This is a genomic window from Sphingomonas daechungensis (assembly GCF_014489495.1).
In the GTDB taxonomy this organism is placed as follows: Bacteria; Pseudomonadota; Alphaproteobacteria; order Sphingomonadales; family Sphingomonadaceae; genus Sphingomicrobium; species Sphingomicrobium daechungense.
Genome location: NZ_CP060780.1, coordinates 1,198,656 through 1,217,364, shown reverse-complemented (window position 1 = coordinate 1,217,364; position 18,709 = coordinate 1,198,656). Strand labels below are relative to the sequence as shown.

The window sequence follows — 18,709 nt, the reverse complement described above, 5'->3', positions numbered from 1 at the left end:
GCCTATAGCAGGCCACGGTTACATGCTCCAAGGGGATAAACCCCATCTTGAGAAACAACCGATGTTGTGCGATCCCAAGCGCGCTCGGTGATTCTGTGGGTGTTGCGTATGCGCCGAGCGATCCTGATTCCTGCTGCACCGACGACCCCGCGCTAACCCGCCCCCATCGGTCGCTCCCATGCTTGCTGCTGACGTGCTGTCGCGCATTGCAGCTGAGCTCGCGCTTTTTGCGAGCGTCGGCTTCCTTCTGCTTGGCCTCAACGACCTTGCAGTCGACATCATCTACCTGACCCGCAGGTTGTGGCGTTCGCGAACGGTCTACCGTCGGTACCGCAAGGCCTATGCGAGCTTTTTCTGCTTCAACAAGAACCCGGGTTTCATGGCGATCTTCGTGCCCGCCTGGGAAGAATCCGCGGTCATCGCAGCGATGCTCAAGGCAACGTTGAAGCGTCTCGATTACCCCGACTACCGCATCTTCGTCGGCTATTACCGGAACGACCCGGCGACGGGCGCCGCCATCGCCAGCATCGCGGATCCCCGCATCACGTCCGTCGAGGTCGAGGCCGACGGCCCGACCACGAAAGCCGACTGCCTCATCATCTGTACGACGCCCTGATCGCTCATGAGACGGTGACCGGACGCCGGGCAAAGGCCGTCGTCTTGCATGACGCCGAGGACCTCGTTCACCGCTACGAACTGCGCGTCTTTGACGGGCTGATCGGACGGGCAGCCGTGGTCCAGCTTCCGGTCCTTCCGCTGGTGGACCGTAATTCACGCTGGATCAGCGGACATTATTGCGACGAATTCGCCGAGGCTCACATCAAGGAGCTGGTGGTTCGCGAAGCCGTCGGCGCGGCCATTCCGCTTGCCGGGTCGGCTGTGCGATCGAGCGTGTGCCGCTCGCCAAGCTTGCCGCTCAGCACGAAGGGCGGCCGTTCGCGGGCAAGAGCCTGACGGAGGATTATGAGATCGGTCTCCGTTTCGGCGGGCTTGGACTGAAGACCATGTTCGTCCGGATCCCGTCCGAGCCGGGTGAGCCGGGCGTCGTTTCCAGCCGCGGCTACTTTCCTTCGACGCTGGGCGCCGCGGTCCGCCAAAAGGCGCGATGGCTGGGCGGGATTGCCTTCGCCGGCTGGGATCGGCTCGGGTGGAGCGGCGGCCTTGGCGAGCGCTGGATGCGGCTCCGCGATCGGCGCGGGCCGCTCGCGGCGTTGCTGATCCTGGGCGCGTATTCGGCAGCGTTCCTGTGGTCGCAGCTCTGGCTTGCCGGCCTCCTCGGAGCCCCGATCCAGGTTCGGATCGAGCCCCTCCTGGCGATGCTCCTCACCATCAACGCCTGGCTCTTGCTGTGGCGAGTCCTGATGCGCGCCTGGTTCACGGCTTCCGCCTACGGGCTCGAAGAAGGCCTGCTGTCGATACCACGGCTGTTCGTCGGGAATCTGATCGCAGTCCTCGCGGCGTTCCGTGCCTTTTCGCGTCATGTCGGCGGCCGCTCTCAGACCTGGGAGAAAACGCAGCACATTTTTCCCAAGGAGGCCGTGCTGTGAGCGCACCGGTCCGCTTTCTATTGGTCGCAGTCACCGGCTGGGCCCTGGTTCGAAGCGTGACGCTGGGGGCGCTGCCTGGGCCGGAAGCATTCGCCGTAACGAAGGCGGAGGCAGCTCCGGTTCCGCCCATCGTGCCGACACAATTCCCGCCAATCACTCCAGTCGGGATGGATATCGATCAGGTTCCGGCGGAGTATCCGGCATATCCTACTTATCCGAACGGACCCGCCTATGCCGGTCAAGCGCAGCCGCCCCGGTATCTCCCTGCGCCGGTCTATTATTACCCCGCCTCCGCGCCTTCCCGGGTGGTGCACGTGCCCTTGCCACCGGCGAAGCCGCAACTGGCGGAGCCCGAAGCTGAGCCGGCGCAATTCTACGCTCCTGTTCCGCAACTCGATCAGTGGGACCTGGCGCAAGTCGCTCGGGGCAATTTCTCCGGTCCACCGCGCCAGAGCACTCCGGTCCCCGCAGGGATTCCGCAGTTCATTCCAAAGAAGCACCTCGATCGCCTGCAATTCAGCGCCTGGGCGATGTTGCGCGGGCGGCCGGGCACAGGTTCGCTCGCCAGCGGCGGAACACTGGGCGGTAGCCAGGCGGGCGGAAGGCTGACCTATGCCTTCGATCCCCGGATCGCAGCGTCACTACGATCAAGCAGCCCCATCGGTGGCGCGCGGGGAGGCGAGGTCGCCGCCGGCGTCCGCTTCACACCCATTCCCTCCATACCTTTCGCGATCACCGCTGAACGCAGGCAGGCCATCGGCAAGTTCAGCACCGGCCGATCGGACTTTGCCTTGTTTGCCGAGGGTGGGATCTACCAGCGGCCGATCGGATGGGATTTCATGCTCGACGGATACGCCCAGGCGGGAGTCGTCGGGCTGCGCGAGCGCGATCTTTTCGCCGACGGCGGACTCGCCGTTTCGCGACCGGTGTGGGGACGCTTCTCGGCCGGCTTTGGCGTCTGGGGCGGCTATCAACCCGGCCTCTATCGCGTCGATGCCGGGCCACGCATCTCCATGCGGGTACGTCCGAACATCAGCGTCCACGTGGATTGGCGGCAGAGATTGGCAGGGACGGCGGAACCATCGTCCGGGCCGGCCGTCACGCTGGGCGCAAACTTCTAGACGCGAAGCTTCAAATCGGCCGTATGGCTTGGCCATCCGCTGTCTTTGCCGCTAGTCCATAGCGGCCGATGGACATCTACCTTCCGATCGCCGGCCAGTCGGTCAACGCGCTGCTGATCATCGCGCTTGGCGGGGTCGTTGGCATCCTGTCGGGCATGTTCGGCGTCGGCGGCGGTTTCCTGACGACGCCGCTGCTGATCTTCTACGGCATCCCACCATCGGTCGCCGTTGCGTCCGCCACGACGCAGATCACCGGCGCCAGCGTAACCGGCGCCATGGCGCACATGCGGCGCGGCGGCGCGGACATGCAGATGGCGGGAATCATGATCGTCGGTGGCCTCGTCGGCTCGCTGGTCGGCGCGGCGATCTTCCGCGCGCTACAGGCCAGCGGCCAGATCGATGTCGTCATCGGCGGCCTGTATGTCCTCCTGCTCGGCTACATCGGCTATCTGATGCTGAAGGACGCGCTCATCGCCCTGGGGATCCTGCAAACCAGCGCTCCGAAGTCGCGGCCGCGGCACAATCGCTGGGTCGCCGCGCTTCCGCTACGGTGGCGCTTTTACAAGTCGGGCCTGTACATCTCGCCGCTTGCGCCGCTGGCGCTCGGATTTGGGGCGGGCGTCCTGACAATGCTGCTTGGCGTTGGCGGCGGGTTCATCCTGGTGCCGGCAATGATCTACATCCTCGGCATGCCGGCTCGCATCGTCATCGGCACCTCGTTGATCATCATCCTCGTCATCGCCGCGGGCACGACGATGGTGCATGCGCTGACCACCCGTGCCGTCGACATCGTCCTGGCCGGGCTGCTGCTGCTCGGCGGCGTGGTTGGCGCGCAATATGGTGCGACGCTCGCCACCAAGATGAAGCCGGACTACCTCCGGCTCGCCTTGGCGGTCGTCATCCTTCTGGTCGCCGGTCGCATGCTGCTCGGCCTGACCTGGCGGCCGGACGACATCTTCACCGTGGAATACCTGTGAAGCCGGTTCATGCACTGGCGCTGGCGGGCGCTTCGCTGGCCCTGATGGGGCAGGCGAAGCCGGTCCTGGTGCCGGACGTTTCCGCGCGGCGGATCGAGATCCGCTACAGCTTCACCGGCGCCCAGCTCCTGCTGTTCGGTGCGATCCTTTATCCCAAGGGGCGCATTCCCGAACACGATCCGGACATCGCAGTCGTGCTGCGAGGGCCCGTCCAACCGATCCTGGTGCGTGAGAAGCAGAAGATCGCGGGCATCTGGATGAATGCCGATTCCGCCCGTTTCCGCTCTGCACCGTCATTCTATGCGGTGGCGTCCTCGCAGCCAGTCTCGAAACTTCTCGATGAGCGAACTGCGGCGATCTACGAGATCGGCCTTCAAAATTTGCAGCTCTCCCCGGGATCTGGCGCCGTTCCGGACAGGGCGCGCCACTTCGAAGCCGGGTTGATCGACCTTCGGAAGCGCCGCGGCGTCTATTACGAAGACCCCCGGGGGTGGAGATCACCGAGGGCGTGCTTTACCGGGCGCGCATCTCGATCCCGAGCCAGGTCCCGGTCGGGACTTACTCGGCGGAGACCTTCCTGATTCAGGACGGTCGGGTGCTCGCGGTCGCGACGAAGGACATCGAGATCGGGAAGACGGGGTTCGAGCGCTGGGTCTCGCTGGTCGCTCGACGGCACGAGGGGCTCTACGGGATTGCGGCGGTCTTGATGTCGCTCGGGCTCGGCTGGGCGGCCGCGATGATCTTCCGCCGCCGCTTCTAAGCCTAAGGCAAATCTTAACCGCTCGCGCTTACTAGGCTTGTCCCACCAGAGTTAACGAGCGTTGGGACGGCGAGAAAATGGACGATCAACCGAATCTGCAGAGTTTCGTCAACGAAATCAGCAGCTTCAGCGACGAAGGCCCGGCTCCAAAGACGGTTGCACCGCTGGCGACGAACGTCCAGGCGATCGGCGAGGTGATGGAAATTGCCGGTTCGGGCTCCAGAATCCGCATGGATAATGCGGTGCTTGCGGCCCTTCTCAACCATAGCGACCCGTCGATCGCCATGTCCGGCCAGGTCGGCAGCCAGGTGAAGATGGCGGTCGGCAACAGCTGGCTGATCGCTAACGTCCGAACCATGAAGGGCGAAGGTGGCGAGGTGGTCGCGGCCATCGACTTCCTGGGCGAGGGCGTCCGCGACGCTCGCGGCGGCATGTCCAACTTCCGCCGCGGTGTGACCCGCTATCCGATCCCGGGCGACAAGGTCCTTCCCGTCTCGACCGACGACCTCCGTGCCGTGTTCGCGGCCGACGACAATCCGCATATCGAAATTGGCACGGTCTATCCGACCGAAGAGATCCGCGGCGCCCTTTATGTCGATCCAATGCTGTCGAAGCACTTCGCGGTGTTGGGATCGACCGGTACCGGCAAGTCGACCTCGGTGTCGTTGATTCTCCACCGCATCTCGGAGCTCAGCCCGAGGGCCATATCGTGATGATCGACCCGCACGGCGAATATTCGGCTGCGTTCAAGGATTGCGGCGAGCTTTTCAACGTCGACAATCTGCAGCTTCCCTACTGGCTGATGAACTTCGAAGAGCATTGCGAGGTCCTGCTGACCACGCACGGTTCCGAACGTCAGCGCGATGCCGACATCCTGGCGAAGATCCTTCTCGCAGCCCGCACCAAGGGCAAGAATGTCGAGCAGCTCGGCAAGGTCACCGTGGACTCGCCGATCCCGTATTTGCTGACCGACCTCAACGCGATCCTCGTCAACGAGATGGGCAAGCTCGACCGCGCGGGCGATACGCTTCCCTACCAGCGGCTGAAGACGAAGCTCGAAGAGCTCCGCGCCGATCCGCGCTACACCTTCATGTTCTCCGGCATGCTGGTTTCGGACTCGATGGGCAGCTTCCTTGCGAAACTGTTCCGCCTGCCGAGCCACGGCCGCCCATCTCCATCGTCGACGTTTCCGGTGTTCCGTCCGAGGTCACTTCGGTCGTGGTTTCGGTGCTTGCCCGTATGGTGTTCGACTATGCGATCTGGTCGCGAACCGAGCCGCAGCGTCCGATCCTGCTCGTTTGCGAAGAGGCCCATCGCTACGTTCCGAAGGACGAGAACAGCGGCGCCCAGGCCGTTCGCAAGATCCTCGAGCGTATCGCCAAGGAAGGTCGTAAGTACGGCGTCTCGCTGGGTCTGATCACGCAGCGTCCGTCCGACTTGGCGGAAGGCGTGCTTTCCCAGTGCGGCACGATCATCTCGATGCGTTTGAACAACGACCGCGACCAGGCCTGCGTTCGTGCAGCAATGCCTGAAGGCGCGCGCGGCTTCCTCGACGCCATCCCGGCGCTCCGCAACCGCGAATGCATCGTCTGCGGCGAAGGTGTTGCGATTCCGATCCGCGTCCGCTTCGACGATCTCGAGCCGGAAAAGCGTCCCGCCTCGTCCGACCCGAGCTTCGCCGCCCTGTGGCGCGAGACCGGCGGCGAAGACGGCATCATCCAGCGCACGATCAAGCGCTGGCGTGGACACGGCCGCTAAGACATTCCGTTAGGGTACGAGGACGGTGTCCTCGGCGTCGTTCGCAGTCTTGGGAAAATCGAGCGTGTAGTGAAGCCCGCGGCTTTCATGCCGCGACAAGGCCGAGCGGATGATGAGATCCGCAACCTCCACCAGGTTGCGAAGCTCGATCAGGTCCGGCGTCACGCGAAAGTGCCGGTAGTAGTCCGTGACTTCCTGTCGAAGCAGGTCGATCCGGTGCTTGGCGCGCTCGAGCCGCTTGGTCGTGCGGACGATGCCGACATAATTCCACATGAAGCGGCGGATTTCGCCCCACGTCTGGGTGATGACGACTTCCTCGTCGCTGTCGGTCACTCGGCTTTCGTCCCATCCGCGAACTTCCGGAACGTCCGAGAGCGAGTCCCAATTGCCAAGGATGTGCTGCGCGGCCGCTTCGCCGAAGACAAGGCATTCGAGGAGGCTGTTGGACGCCAGGCGATTGGCGCCGTGGAGGCCCGACTGAGTCACTTCTCCCGCAGCATAAAGCCCGGGTGCATCGGTACAGCCGTGAAGGTCCACCATCACGCCGCCGCACGTGTAATGCTGCGCGGGAACGACGGGAATTGGATCCCTCGTAATGTCGATGCCTAGGCCGAGCAGCTTTTCGTAGATGTTCGGGAAGTGCTCCTTAACGAACTCCGGCTCGCGGTGCGAAATATCCAGGTGCACGTAGTCGAGGCCCAGGCGCTTGATCTCATGGTCGATGGCCCGGGCGACGATGTCGCGCGGCGCAAGCTCGGCACGCTCGTCGAAGCGGGGCATGAACCGCTCGCCCGTTCCCGGGATCTTGAGCTGCCCACCCTCGCCCCGAACTGCCTCCGTGATGAGGAAGTTCTTGACTTCCAGATTGTACAGGCAGGTCGGGTGGAACTGCATGAACTCCATGTTGGAGATTCGGCAGCCCGCTCTCCAAGCCATGGCGATTCCATCACCGGTCGCACCGCGTGGCGCTGTGGAGAACAGGTACGCACGCCCTGCCCCACCGGTTGCCAGAACCGTTGCCCGGGCGGTCAAGGCTTCGACGCGCTTCTTCGCCCGATTGTAGGCGTAGAGCCCGTGAACGGCGCCGCTGGTCGAAAAGTTCGAGGCATGCCGGCCGGTAATCAGATCGACGGCCACCATGTCCGGGACGAGCTTGATATTGGGGTGCTTGGCCGCCGCGGTTTCCAGCGCGCGCTGAACCGCGGCGCCGGTTGCATCGGCGACATGCACGATCCGGCGATGGCTGTGACCGCCCTCACGCGTGAGATGTAGCCCGTCTTCATCAGTGGCGAAGGGAACGCCCAGCTCGACCAGCCTCTCGATCGCCCGCGGCGCCGATTCGACGACATGCTCGACGACCTGGCGGTCGTTGAGCCCGGCGCCGGCGATCATGGTATCGTTGATGTGGGCTTCGAAGCTGTCTCCCTCTTCCAGTACGGCGGCGATCCCGCCCTGCGCCCAGCCCGTCGCGCCCTCCCCGAGAGCTCCTTTGGCGATCACCGCCACCTTGCGGGTCTCGGCAAGGTTGAGCGCCGCCGTTAGGCCGGCAGCTCCTGATCCCACAACGAGGACGTCGGCAGTCGCGCTCATCAGGCGGGTTCGCACGTCAAGCTTAGAAAGACATCCTCCAGGTCCGGCTCGCGGGTGCGGACGTCGACGATGGCGAAGCCGTCGCGCTGGACGGCCGCGAGCACCTGGCCGGCATCGACCTTGTCCTTGCGATAGGTGATTTCGAGAGTTCGCTCGTCAAGCAGGTTGATATTCTCGAAGCAGGCATTGGCCGGGACGGAATCGATTTCGCGGTCGAAGGTCACGACCACGGCCTTTTCCTGCGCCTTGGAAACGAGCTGCCGCGTCGGCTCATTGGCGATGACTCGGCCATGATTGATGATGGCGATCCGGTCGCAAAGCTCTTCGGCCTCTTCGAGATAATGCGTCGTCAGGACGACGGTCACCCCCTGAGCATTGAGCTGCCGGACATATGCCCAGAGCTGGCGGCGCAGCTCGATATCCACGCCCGCGGTGGGCTCATCGAGCACGAGGATCGGCGGCGAGTGGACCATCGCTTTCGCCACCAGGAGGCGCCGCTTCATTCCCCCGAAAGAGTCCGCGAATAAGCGTTCGCCTTGTCGGTCAGGTGCATCGCCGCGAGGAGCTCACCGGTCTTCCGCTGTTCCTTCGGGATTCCGTACAGGCCGGCCTGGATCTCCAGCGCCTCCTTCGGCGTGAAGAAGGGTCGAACAGGATTTCCTGCGGGACGATGCCGATCGAGCGCTTCGCATTGCGCGGATGCTGGTCGATGTCGAAGCCCCAGATCGAAGCCTTGCCGCTGCTCTTGACTACGAGGCCCGCAAGGATGTTGATCAGCGTCGACTTGCCCGCGCCGTTGGGGCCGAGCAGGCCGAAGATCTGGCCGGCGGGAACATCGAAGCTGACATCGTCGAGCGCCTTCTTGCCGTCGGAGTAAGTCTTCGACAGCGATTCGATCCGGATTGCAGCAGACGCGTCCATTGGGCGCGCATAGCGGCCAGTCGCCCCAGCCGACAAGCGAGTGGAAAGGTGAAAGGTAAACGCGCGCTTTACCCTGTCTGTCAGACGCATCTTGAGAAGAAAGGGTTACCACCGCGTTTGTAATGAGTTTGCGCTTCTTACCCTTGCTGTCAGCGGGGCTGCTGTCGATTGCGACCGCGGCTCCGCTTTCGGCTGCACCCAAGGCGGCTGTTCCACCCGCCCGTGCTTCGGTCGATATCCGCAAGGCAACGCAGGTCCGGCTGCTCAACGACCTGAACTTCGGTTACCTCAGCGTGACCACGGCCGGGACCGCGGTGATGAACCCCAACACCGATGCGCTGACGACGACCGGCGGTGTGGTGAAGATCGGCGGCAATCCCTATTCCGCTTTGTTTGAAGGCGTTTCGCCCGTGAAGGGCGTCGTCATCGTCCGCATTCCGAAGAATCCGATCACCTTGGTGCGCGTCGGCGGGACCGAGACGATGACCGTGTCGAACTGGACCGTGGACGGCAGCAACAGCCGCAACGTCAATTCCAAGGAGCCGTTCGACTTCAAGGTCGGTGCGACTCTGTTCGTCAACGCCAACCAGGTCGAGGGCGTATATGCCGGGACGTTCACGGTGGACGTTCAATACCCCTGACATTCCACGCCGGCCCGTCCTAAGACGATGTTAACTAGACTTGTCATATACGGCTCGGCATCGGCTGGGGGCGGTGGCGTTTGCTATGAGTTCGGTTCGACATTTTGTCCTGCTTTCAGCAGCAGTCCTTGGGCTGGCGATGGGATCGCCGGCCTTGGCGGCGCCCAAGGCAGCATCTCCGCCGGCGACGGGCAAGCTGCGGATCGGTCGGCCGATCACCCTCACCTGGATCAAGGACCTCGATTTCGCCGCCCTTCGAGTGACCGCCGCCGGGTCGGCGACGATCAATGCCGACACCGGGGCAATGACCACGTCCGGCGGCGTCCAGCAAATCGCAGGGAGTCCGCAACCGGCAGAATTCCAGATCGCCGCCGCCCGGGCCGCAATCCTGTTCGTGACTCTCCCGAGTGGATCGGTCACGCTGACGCGTGTCGGCGGAACGCAGACGATGACGGTCTCGAACTGGGATCTCGACGGTCTGCTCGGTATCCGGATCATCCCGCAGAACGGCGTCCTGAACTTCAAGGTGGGCGCGCGGCTCAACGTCAACGCCAACCAGACCGAGGGAACATACATCGGGCAATTCAACGTCACGGTCGACTATCTCTGACCGAGCGCGGTTGAACGGGCGGCACGCCGCAGCTACCTGAAGGGCATGGACCAATCCGCCAAAGCCGCTGATTCCTTGCCGCCGCCAGAAGTTTTCAAGGTCAAGACGCTTCAGGTCGCCTGCGACGGCTCCGGCGAGGTTGCCCCGGCGCTCGGCCACCCGCGCGTGTTCCTGCGCATCGAGCCCGACCTGGGCTTCGTCGAATGCGGGTACTGCGACCGCCGTTTCGTCCTTGAGGGGGACCCGCGGACACGCTCGCATGAGCGCCTCCGATCCGCGCCGCTTCCTTTACAGAAGCCTGGACCCTGACGGCGCAAGGCAGCTCGCGTCCAAGCATTTGTCCGGATGCGACGATGGCGAGCTGTACTTGCAATATTCGGCGAGCGAGGCGTTCGGCTTCGACGACGGGCGGCTAAAGACCGCCGACTACAACACTGGCTCCGGGTTCGGCCTCCGCGGAGTTTCGGGAGAAACAACGGCGTTCTCGCACGCCAACGAGATCAGCGCGGGCGCGATTGACCGCGCTGCGGCGACGCTGAAATTGCTCGATCCTGCGAGGGCCAGACGGCGCCGCCGCCGCTGCGCACGAACCAGGCAATGTACACTGCCGACGATCCGCTTTCGCTGATTCCGTTCGCCGAAAAGGTGGCGCTCTGCCAGACCATCGACGCCGCCGCCCGCGCTCGCGATCCGCGCGTTGCGCAGGTCGCCGTTTCGCTCGCGGCAAGCTGGAGCGTGATCGATATCGTCCGCGCTGACGGCTTCGTCGCGCATGACGTCCGGCCGCTGGTGCGCCTCAACGTGCAGATTGTCGCCCAGGACGGAGATCGCCGGGAGACAGGGCATCACGGTCTCGGCGGCCGCTATCTCTATGACGACCTGTTCAAGCCGGAGACGTGGAACCGCGCGATCGACATCGCGCTTGCGCAGGCGCTGACCAACCTTGAATCCGTTGCGGCGCCGGCTGGAGAAATGCCGGTCGTGCTTGGTCCTGGCTGGCCGGGCGTGCTGCTCCACGAGGCGGTCGGCCACGGGCTGGAAGGCGATTTCAATCGCAAGGGCACTTCGGCTTTTTCTGGCCGCATCGGCGAAAGGGTCGCCGCGCCCGGCGTCACGGTGATTGACGACGGAGCCATCGGAAGTCGCCGCGGGTCGCTGACCATCGACGATGAGGGCACGCCGACCCGCCGCAACGTTCTCATCGAGGACGGCCTTCTGAAGGGCTACATCCAGGACCGACTGAACGCCCGGTTGATGGGCGTTGAGCCGACCGGCAACGGCCGCCGCGAAAGCTTCGCCCACGCCCCGATGCCGCGCATGACCAATACCTTCATGCTCGCCGGCAACGACAATCCGGGCGAGCTCACGGAGCGGGTGAAGGACGGGGTCTACGCCAAGAGTTTCGGAGGCGGACAGGTCGACATCACCAGCGGCAAGTTCGTCTTCTCTTGCACTGAAGCTTACCGAATCCGGAACGGCCGCATTGCCGAACCGATCAAGGGCGCAACGCTGATCGGGGATGGCCCGACGGTGCTGACCCGGATCAAGGGCATCGGCAACGACCTCGAGCTCGACGAAGGCGTCGGCATTTGCGGCAAGGGTGGACAGTCGGTCCCGGCCGGCGTCGGACAGCCGACATTGCTCATCGACGGGCTGACCGTCGGGGAACCGCCACCGCATGACCGACTGGCGACGCGACGTTCTGACCTACTGGTTCGGGCTGGATCCCGCGCAATGGTGGCGGAGCGAGCCCGCGGTCGACGAAGAGATTCGTGAGCGGTTCCTCCCACTTTGGGAGAGCAAGAGGCAGCTTCCTGTGAGCTCGTTTCTCGACGACCCGCTGACCGCGCTGGCGGGCGTCATCCTGTTCGATCAGTTCCCCCGGAACATGTTCCGCGGCGACGCCGAGCAGTTCGCTACGGACATCCTGGGACTGGGCATCGCCAAGGCAGCCGTCGATCTCGGTTTCGATGAGCAGCTCGAGCCCAAGGAACGTGGCTTCCTCTATTTGCCGTTCGAGCACAGTGAGAACCTCGCCGACCAGAAAAGGTCCATCCAGCTATTCACCGCGCTCGGCGACGAGAACCTGCTCGGCTACGCCAAGAAGCATCACGACGTGATCGAGCGGTTCGGACGGTTTCCCCATCGGAACGCCATGCTTGGGCGTACTCCGCGACCGGCCGAAGTGGCCGCCGGCGATATCGTTCCCTGGTGAATGAGCCTCGTCGAGCTCGCCCGGTTCGAAAATCGCATTGAGGCAGAGCTCGCTCGGCTGAACCTCCAGGCGGAGGGGATCGAGGCCGTCCTGTTCGACGCCGACATGCACAGCTTCGGGTGGGGGCCGATGATCCCGGTACGCTTGATGGTTCTGGACGAAGACTTGGCCGACGCGCGCCAGGTTCTCGCGACCGGCTAGAGCAGGTGCGCGATCGGCGTCGGGTCGACGCCGACGGCCACCAGCCGACGCTCGATTTCGTCGCGCGGCATTCCCTTGTCGGCTTTCGCCAATGCCCAGGTCAGTGCCGAACGCGTTCCGCTGCGACAGAAGGCGAGAACCTTTCCGGAGGCGGCCGCAAGCGCATCGTTCATCGCGTCCGCGTCAGCCGGACCGATCCCACGGATGATCGGCACGGCGCGATAGGCGATGCCGGCCGCTGTCGCCGCTTGCTCGATCTCCAGGCCGCGCGGCTGACCCGGCTCTTCGCCATCCGGGCGATTGTTGATGATCAGGGTGATGCCTTCGCCAGCCAGGGCCGCGATGTCGCCGGGCTGGACCTGACCACTGACCGACAAGACGTCATCCAGCTGGCGTGTCATCCGACTTCTCCGTTTCCGCGGCGACGGCCGCGAGCATGGCTTCTCCGTAGCGGGCAAGCTTGACGGCACCAACCCCCTGCACCGTGCCCAGCTCCCCAAGCGATCTCGGGCGCGAAGCGGCAATTTCCCGCAATGTCGAATCGTGGAAGATGACATAGGGCGGGACGCCCGCGTCCGCCGCGAGCTTCCGCCGTGCCTCCCGCAGGGCGTCAAACATCGGATCGGCCGGTCCCTGACGACGAACGCGAGAGCCGCGCCGACGCGGAGGCGGCACCGCAATAGTCAGCTCCTGCTCGCCTTTCAGGATCGGCTTGGCGCCGGGACCGAAGCTTAGTCCACCGTACGCATCCGCTCGCAAAGCGTCGCGCGCGATCAGGGCACGAGCGACCGGCCGCACCAATGCGACTTCGTCGGCGTCTGCAATCCCGAACACGGACAGCCGATCATGGCCGAAGCTTCGCACCTTCTCGTTGTCGTTCCCGGCCAGCACATCGGCGAGGTGCGCAACGCCGAACCGCATCTCGGTACGGAAGGCGGCAGAAAGAAGCTTGCGCGCAAGCTCCGTCGCATCGATCGTCTTGGGAGGATCGATGCAATTGTCGCAATTGCCGCAGGCCTCTGGCGTGTCCTCGCCGAAATGCTTGAGCAGGATCGCGCGCCTGCAGCCCGCAGTCTCGACGAACGCAGCCAGCGCGTTCAACCGCTCGCGCTCCTCCGGCCGGCGATCGGGCTCAACCTCCTGCTCGATGCGGGTGCGGGCGCGAGCGAAGTCTTCGGCGCCCCAGAACAGCCAGGCTTCGGCGGGATCCCCGTCACGGCCCGCACGACCGGTCTCCTGATAATAGGATTCGATCGACTTCGGGATTCCAGCATGAGCGACGAAGCGCACGTCCGGCTTGTCGATGCCCATGCCGAACGCAACGGTCGCCGCCATCACCATCTCCTCGGACGCGACGAATGCGGATTGATTGCGTGCCCGGATCGAGGGGTCGAGACCGGCGTGATAGGCGAGCGAGGGGCGCCCGGTGGACGAAAGCTGCTCCGCAATCCGCTCCGACTTGTCCCGGCTCGGCGCGTAGACGATTCCCGCTCCAGTCTGGCTCGCGAGCAGCAGTTTCAGCTGTGCATTGAGTCCGTCGCGCGGACGGACGTGGTAGCGGATGTTGGGCCGATCGAACCCGGCGATGACCAGCCCGTCCTCCGGAACTCCGAGCTGGGCGAGAATGTCTTCGCGGGTCCGCCGGTCCGCTGTCGCCGTCAGGGCGAGACGGGGAACGTCCAGATTCTCATCCAGCAACGTTCGCAGCTGGCGATAGTCGGGCCGGAAGTCATGACCCCACTCGCTGACGCAGTGCGCCTCGTCGATCGCGATCAGCGACAGGTTCACCCGGCTGACGAGCCGCCGGAACGAGTCCATATTGGCCCGCTCCGGCGCGACGTAAAGAAGGTCGAGCTCGCCTGCCTTGAAGCGCTCGATCGTCCGCTCACGGTCCGTATCGGCGGATGTCAACGAAGCCGCGCGAAGCCCAATCGCACTGGCACTCCGGATCTGGTCATGCATCAAAGCGATCAGCGGCGAGATCACCAGCGCCGTGCCCTCTCGTGCGACCGCCGGAAGCTGATAGCAGAGCGACTTTCCCGCGCCGGTCGGCATGACGGCAAGGGTGCTGCGCCCAGCAAGGACGCGCCCGATGACCTCCTCCTGCACTCCTCGGAAGTGATCGAACCCGAACGTGTCTTTCAGGATTGCCAGCGGGTCGGTCATTCCACTCTTACGCTACTCCGCCGCTTCGGCGGCATCTTCCAGAACCCGTTCGGCCGCCTGACGGTACCAGAGGTCCGCGTAGAGGCCACCCTTGTCCAGCAATTCCTCGTGCGTGCCGAGCTCGGCGACCTTGCCGTTCTCCAGCACCGCGATGCGGTCTGCGCCAACGACCGTCGAGAGCCGGTGGGCAATGATGATGGTCGTGCGATTGCGGGCAATGCGTTCGAGTGTTTCCTGGATCGCCTGCTCGGTCCGGCTGTCGAGCGCGCTTGTCGCTTCGTCGAGGACGAGGATCGGCGGATTCTTGAGCAGCGTACGAGCGATGGCCACGCGCTGCTTCTCTCCGCCTGATAGTTTGAGTCCGCGCTCGCCGACCATGGATTCGTAGCCTTGAGGCAGGGCCTTCACGAAATCGTCGATCGCCGCGCCCTTCGCAGCCTGCTCGATGTCTTCGGTTGACGCCTGCCCGCGACCGTAAGCGATGTTGTACCCGATCGTATCGTTGAACAGCACGGTATCCTGCGGGACGATTCCGATCGAGGAGCGAAGCGATCGTTGGGCGACGTCCGCGATCGGCTGGCCGTCGATGAGGATGCGGCCCGCGGTCGGATCGTAGAAGCGGTACATCAGCCGCGCGAGGGTCGACTTGCCAGCACCCGAGGGACCGACGACCGCCAGGCTCGACCCCGCCGGAATGTCGAGGTCGATGCCCTTCAGGATCTCCCGCTCCGGCTCGTATCCGAAATGCACGCCTTCGAAGCGGACGTTGCCGCGCTTCACTTCGAGCGCCGGCGCGCCAGGCTTGTCGATTACCTCTGCCGGCGTATCGAGAAGGCTGAACATCGCCTCCATGTCGATCAGGCCCTGACGGATCGAGCGATAGACCCAGCCGAGCATGTCGAGCGGACGGAAGAGCTGCATCAGCAGCGAGTTCACAAGCACTACGTCGCCCGGCGTGAACTGCCCGCGGCTCCACCCCCAGACCGTGAAGATCATCGCGCCGGCCATCATCAGGTTGGTGATGAAGCTCTGGCCGATATTGAGCCATGCCAAGGATGTCTCGTTGCGGACCGCCGCTTTGGCGAAGGCGGAAATCGCCTCGTCGTAGCGCTTTGCCTCACGCTCCTCGGCCCGAAGTACTTGACCGTTTCGTAGTTCAGAAGAGAGTCGACGGCGCGGCCGATCGCCTTGTTGTCCACCTCGTTCATGTCGCGCTGGATCTGCGCGCGCCAATCGGTGACCTTGCGCGTGAAGGCGATATAGACGGCGACCATCGCCAGCGTCGCCGCGACCAGTCCGGCGCCGAACTTCACGAAGAAGATGACGCAGATCGCAATTAGCTCGATCGCTGTCGGAGCGATGTTGAACAGGATGAAATAGAGCATCATGTCGATGCTCTTGGTCCCGCGCTCGACCACTTTCGTCAGCGATCCGGTCCGCCGCTCAAGATGGAAGCGCAGGCCGAGGTCGTGGATGTGCCGGAAAACCTGCCCCGACAGGCGGCGCGCGGCGCCCTGCCCGACCTTCTCGAACAAAGCGTTGCGTAGGTTATCCGCGAGAACGCCCGCGAAGCGCGCCACCGTGTAGGCGACGACCAGCATGGCGACGACGCCAAACACGACCTGCGGGCCGGACATGCGGTCGATCACCGCCTTGTAAGCGAAGGGCATGACCAGGGTTGCGGCCTTGCCGGCAAGCACCAGGATGACTGCCGCGACGACCCTGGCCTTGATCTCGAACTGGCCGGCTGGCCACAGCATCGGCAGGAAGCGGACAAGCGTGCGGAACCCCGCGTCGGTCTTCGGTTGCTGCTCCGCTGCTTCGGCCATTCCCTCCTAGGTAGGTGCCCCGGGAGCGAGCCGCAAACGCCGGTTGCGAAACAATCGGAACCGGCTTGCCGCTCGGCTGTTCAGCGCTGCAACAACGGAACGGAATTTCCTCATGGAACCAATCTATTATGTGATTGCGATCCTCGGCTGTCCTGACGATTCCGCGCAGTGCACGCCGGTTGCTACCATGCCCACGCATTATGCGTCGCAGGAGGCTTGCTCCGCGGGAACGCACCAGGCGCTCCTCCAGAACAATGCATTCGACTTTCCGACCTTGGTCGCAGAGTGCCGCGTGACTGACCCCCGCACGATCGCACAGCAGGACGATTCCGTGCGCGTTCCCGTCAACGCCCTCCGCGGATGATCAAAATGTCCGATGTCATCGAACCCATGGTCCACGAGGACCGGCTGCCCGGTCATGAAAGCAAGCTCGAGCCGAAGCCGGATTGGGAGCCACGCTATGCCGGATCGGATCGCCTGAAGGGCAAGGTTGCGCTGGTAACGGGTGCAGACAGCGGGATTGGCCGCGCGGTTGCAGCCTTGTTCGCGCGCGAAGGCGCGGACGTCGCGATTGCCTACCTCTGCGAGCATGACGACGCCAAGGAGACGAAGGCGATTGTGGAAGGGAAGGCCGGAAGGCGATCGTCATCGCCGGCGACCTCGGCGACAGGAGCTTTTGCGACCAGGTCATCCAGCGAACCGTCGATGAGCTCGGTGGCCTCGACATCCTCGTCAACAACGCCGGCGAGCAGCACTATGACGAAGACATTCGCGACATCACCGAGGATCAGCTGAAGCGCACGTTTCAGACCAACATCTTCAGCATGTTCTACCTGACGCAGGCGGCGATGCCGCACCTGACGGAAGGCTCGGCGATCGTAAATTGCACGTCGGAGACGATGTACAAGGGTTCGCCCGGCCTGCTCGACTACAGCGCGACCAAGGGCGCCATCACCGCCTTTACCCGCTCGCTGGCCAAGAACCTGGTCGAGCAAGGCATCCGCGTGAACGGTGTAGCGCCGGGACCGATCTGGACCCGCTCAATCCTTCGGGCGGACAACCGCCGGAGAAGATCCCTGAGTTCGGCAAGAGCACGCCGATGAAGCGGCCCGGCCAGCCCAATGAGGTCGCTCCCTCATTCCTGTTCCTAGCCTGCGACGATTCCAGCTACATGACCGGGCAGGTTCTCCATCCCGACGGCGGAAACACCTCCTCTACCTGACTCGGGGTTGGGATATTTCCCCAACTCTCAGCCGGAAATTCAGCAATGCGTCAGGCGAAAGTTGCCCGCTGCACTGTGAAATAACGATAATTTCCATTTGGCACGCTCCCTGCATTGAATGCTGCATGACCCGTCGAGGGTCAAAAAAGGGAGATTGAACAATGCTTACTCTGAACGACGCACGCTCGACTGCCACCGCTTTCGCAGCCGCATTCATCACTGCCATGCTGTTCGTCAGCTCGGCCACCAGCATGCTGCCGATTGCCTAACAACTTCAGACGAATAGGAATTCGAAGTGAACAATCGTTTTGTCCTCAACCGGTCTCAGGGGAAGGTCATGGGCGTCGCCGCCGGCCTCGCCGACTGGACGGGTGTCGATGCATTGCTGATCCGTCTCGGCATGGTCGCCGCGCTGCTGCTGACCGGACCGGTCGTGATCCTGTTTTATGTCCTGACGGGCTGGTTGGCCTCCGATCGTTGATCCGGGGCCAACCTTTCCTAACCTATTGTTGTGAACGGCGCCGACCCTTTCCAGCTCAGCTGTTGTCGGTGGGCCATCCCATTGGCTAGAGCATGAAGACATCGAAGGAGAGTCGCATGCGCAACTGCCTTACCGGATTGGTCCTCATCGCGATCGCCGCCGGGCCCGCGTCAGCGGCGCTTCCCACGGGCGCGAAGGCTCCCGACTTCACCACCACCGGCGCGCTTGGCGGCAAACCGTTCAAGCTCAACCTCGCGGCCCAGCTCAAGAAGGGACCGGTCGTTCTCTATTTCTATCCGAAGGCCTTCACGCAGGGCTGCACGCTGGAGGCGCATGCCTTCAGCGAAGCGGAGAAGGATTTCAAGAAAGCGGGCGCGCAGGTGATCGGCATGTCGGCGGATGACCTGCCAACCCTCAAGAAATTCTCGGTCGAGGGCTGCCGGAGCGCATTCCCGGTCGCGACGGCCACTCCGGCAGTGATCAAGGCCTATGACGTCTCGCTGAAACAGAAGCCCGAACTGACCGACCGGACGTCCTATGTAATCGGTCGCGACGGGAAAATCGTCTTCGTCCACTCCGACCTAAACTGGAGCGAGCATGTGACGAAGACGCTCGCTGCGGTGAAGGCCCTCAAGCGCTAGGCTAGGGCTTCACCCGCCACATCAGGAAC

16 protein-coding genes and 6 pseudogenes are annotated in these 18,709 nt (G+C 63.8%); 17 read left to right on the top strand and 5 right to left on the bottom strand.

Annotation, left to right across the window (positions count from 1 at the left end; all coding sequences use genetic code 11):
- The first annotated feature begins 178 nt into the window (after positions 1–178).
- The 7 genes and pseudogenes from H9L15_RS19465 (at position 179) to H9L15_RS06490 (ending at position 6,163) form a co-directional block, all read left to right on the top strand.
- Complete coding sequence (locus H9L15_RS19465; RefSeq protein WP_317617606.1) at positions 179–616, top strand: glycosyltransferase; 438 nt, start codon at positions 179–181, stop codon at positions 614–616.
- A 14-nt stretch (positions 617–630) separates the two neighbouring features.
- Positions 631–954 (top strand): glycosyltransferase, encoded by a 324-nt coding sequence (locus tag H9L15_RS19460; RefSeq protein WP_317617605.1) that lies wholly within the window; start codon positions 631–633, stop codon positions 952–954.
- A complete protein-coding gene (locus tag H9L15_RS19455; protein ID WP_317617604.1) occupies positions 894–1,547 on the top strand; it encodes a glycosyltransferase family 2 protein in 654 nt (217 codons plus the stop codon). Before H9L15_RS19460 ends, H9L15_RS19455 begins: the two co-directional genes overlap by 61 nt.
- Entirely contained in the window at positions 1,544–2,668 is a 1,125-nt protein-coding gene (locus H9L15_RS06505; protein WP_187715584.1) for a hypothetical protein, read from the top strand. The genes H9L15_RS19455 and H9L15_RS06505 overlap by 4 nt, the downstream gene beginning before the upstream one ends.
- A 68-nt stretch (positions 2,669–2,736) precedes the next feature.
- Positions 2,737–3,645, top strand: a complete 909-nt coding sequence (locus H9L15_RS06500; protein WP_187715583.1) for a sulfite exporter TauE/SafE family protein — start codon at positions 2,737–2,739, stop codon at positions 3,643–3,645.
- 44 nt (positions 3,646–3,689) lie between these two features.
- A pseudogene (locus tag H9L15_RS06495) lies at positions 3,690–4,405 on the top strand (TIGR02186 family protein).
- Positions 4,406–4,602: 197 nt separating this feature from the next.
- Positions 4,603–6,163 (top strand): annotated as a pseudogene (locus H9L15_RS06490) (ATP-binding protein).
- Positions 6,164–6,172: 9 nt separating this feature from the next.
- On the opposite strand, the gene nadB reads toward H9L15_RS06490, so the two are convergent.
- Complete coding sequence (gene nadB, locus H9L15_RS06485; protein WP_187715582.1) at positions 6,173–7,753, bottom strand: L-aspartate oxidase; 1,581 nt, start codon at positions 7,751–7,753, stop codon at positions 6,173–6,175.
- Positions 7,753–8,674, bottom strand: a pseudogene (locus H9L15_RS06480) (ABC transporter ATP-binding protein). The gene nadB and the pseudogene H9L15_RS06480 overlap by 1 nt, the downstream one beginning before the upstream one ends.
- 122 nt (positions 8,675–8,796) lie before the next feature.
- Here H9L15_RS06480 and H9L15_RS06475 point away from each other — a divergent pair.
- The 6 genes and pseudogenes from H9L15_RS06475 to H9L15_RS06450 all read left to right on the top strand — a co-directional run bounded on the left by H9L15_RS06475 (position 8,797) and on the right by H9L15_RS06450 (position 12,341).
- A complete protein-coding gene (locus H9L15_RS06475) occupies positions 8,797–9,315 on the top strand; it encodes a DUF4402 domain-containing protein (protein ID WP_187715581.1) in 519 nt (172 codons plus the stop codon).
- Between the two features lie 85 nt (positions 9,316–9,400).
- Positions 9,401–9,925, top strand: a complete 525-nt coding sequence (locus H9L15_RS06470) for a DUF4402 domain-containing protein (protein ID WP_187715580.1) — start codon at positions 9,401–9,403, stop codon at positions 9,923–9,925.
- A gap of 45 nt (positions 9,926–9,970) precedes the next feature.
- Positions 9,971–10,234 (top strand): zinc-finger domain-containing protein, encoded by a 264-nt coding sequence (locus H9L15_RS06465; protein WP_223276570.1) that lies wholly within the window; start codon positions 9,971–9,973, stop codon positions 10,232–10,234.
- Positions 10,185–11,590, top strand: a pseudogene (gene tldD, locus H9L15_RS06460) (metalloprotease TldD); the annotation flags it as partial. The gene H9L15_RS06465 and the pseudogene tldD, both read left to right, overlap by 50 nt.
- 13 nt (positions 11,591–11,603) lie before the next feature.
- Positions 11,604–12,140, top strand: coding sequence for a DUF924 family protein (locus H9L15_RS06455; RefSeq protein ID WP_187715579.1), 537 nt, complete (start codon positions 11,604–11,606; stop codon positions 12,138–12,140).
- On the top strand, positions 12,141–12,341 hold the full coding sequence (locus H9L15_RS06450; RefSeq protein WP_187715578.1) for a putative signal transducing protein: 201 nt from the start codon (positions 12,141–12,143) through the stop codon (positions 12,339–12,341).
- Here H9L15_RS06450 and H9L15_RS06445 read toward each other — a convergent pair.
- The 3 genes and pseudogenes from H9L15_RS06445 to H9L15_RS06435 all read right to left on the bottom strand — a co-directional run bounded on the left by H9L15_RS06445 (position 12,338) and on the right by H9L15_RS06435 (position 16,336).
- Complete coding sequence (locus H9L15_RS06445; protein ID WP_187715577.1) at positions 12,338–12,742, bottom strand: TIGR01244 family sulfur transferase; 405 nt, start codon at positions 12,740–12,742, stop codon at positions 12,338–12,340. The genes H9L15_RS06450 and H9L15_RS06445 overlap by 4 nt on opposite strands.
- Positions 12,723–14,507 carry a DNA helicase RecQ gene (recQ, locus tag H9L15_RS06440; protein WP_187715576.1) on the bottom strand — a complete coding sequence of 595 codons (1,785 nt, stop codon included), beginning with the start codon at positions 14,505–14,507 and terminating at the stop codon, positions 12,723–12,725. The genes H9L15_RS06445 and recQ overlap by 20 nt, the downstream gene beginning before the upstream one ends.
- 12 nt (positions 14,508–14,519) lie before the next feature.
- Positions 14,520–16,336, bottom strand: a pseudogene (locus H9L15_RS06435) (ABCB family ABC transporter ATP-binding protein/permease).
- Between the two features lie 112 nt (positions 16,337–16,448).
- Between H9L15_RS06435 and H9L15_RS06430 the strand changes: the two are divergent.
- From H9L15_RS06430 to H9L15_RS06415, 4 genes and pseudogenes are all read left to right on the top strand, one after another.
- The gene (locus tag H9L15_RS06430; RefSeq protein ID WP_187715575.1) at positions 16,449–16,700 is read left to right on the top strand and encodes a hypothetical protein; all 252 of its coding nucleotides are present in this window, start codon (positions 16,449–16,451) and stop codon (positions 16,698–16,700) included.
- A 5-nt stretch (positions 16,701–16,705) separates the two neighbouring features.
- Positions 16,706–17,558: pseudogene (locus tag H9L15_RS06425) on the top strand (SDR family oxidoreductase).
- 295 nt (positions 17,559–17,853) lie between these two features.
- A complete protein-coding gene (locus tag H9L15_RS06420; RefSeq protein ID WP_187715574.1) occupies positions 17,854–18,039 on the top strand; it encodes a PspC domain-containing protein in 186 nt (61 codons plus the stop codon).
- Positions 18,040–18,155: 116 nt separating this feature from the next.
- On the top strand, positions 18,156–18,680 hold the full coding sequence (locus H9L15_RS06415; protein WP_187715573.1) for a peroxiredoxin: 525 nt from the start codon (positions 18,156–18,158) through the stop codon (positions 18,678–18,680).
- The last annotated feature ends 29 nt before the right edge of the window (positions 18,681–18,709 follow it).

Coding starts and splice junctions, on each gene's coding strand:
- H9L15_RS06470 (WP_187715580.1), top strand. CDS start 9,401: ATGAGTTCGGTTCGACATTTTGTCCTGCTTTCAGCAGCAGTCCTTGGG.
- nadB (WP_187715582.1), bottom strand. CDS start 7,753: ATGAGCGCGACTGCCGACGTCCTCGTTGTGGGATCAGGAGCTGCCGGC.
- H9L15_RS06450 (WP_187715578.1), top strand. CDS start 12,141: ATGAGCCTCGTCGAGCTCGCCCGGTTCGAAAATCGCATTGAGGCAGAG.
- H9L15_RS19465 (WP_317617606.1), top strand. CDS start 179: ATGCTTGCTGCTGACGTGCTGTCGCGCATTGCAGCTGAGCTCGCGCTT.
- recQ (WP_187715576.1), bottom strand. CDS start 14,507: ATGACCGACCCGCTGGCAATCCTGAAAGACACGTTCGGGTTCGATCAC.
- H9L15_RS06465 (WP_223276570.1), top strand. CDS start 9,971: ATGGACCAATCCGCCAAAGCCGCTGATTCCTTGCCGCCGCCAGAAGTT.
- H9L15_RS06475 (WP_187715581.1), top strand. CDS start 8,797: ATGAGTTTGCGCTTCTTACCCTTGCTGTCAGCGGGGCTGCTGTCGATT.
- H9L15_RS06445 (WP_187715577.1), bottom strand. CDS start 12,742: ATGACACGCCAGCTGGATGACGTCTTGTCGGTCAGTGGTCAGGTCCAG.
- H9L15_RS06500 (WP_187715583.1), top strand. CDS start 2,737: ATGGACATCTACCTTCCGATCGCCGGCCAGTCGGTCAACGCGCTGCTG.
- H9L15_RS06455 (WP_187715579.1), top strand. CDS start 11,604: ATGACCGACTGGCGACGCGACGTTCTGACCTACTGGTTCGGGCTGGAT.
- H9L15_RS06415 (WP_187715573.1), top strand. CDS start 18,156: ATGCGCAACTGCCTTACCGGATTGGTCCTCATCGCGATCGCCGCCGGG.
- H9L15_RS06430 (WP_187715575.1), top strand. CDS start 16,449: ATGGAACCAATCTATTATGTGATTGCGATCCTCGGCTGTCCTGACGAT.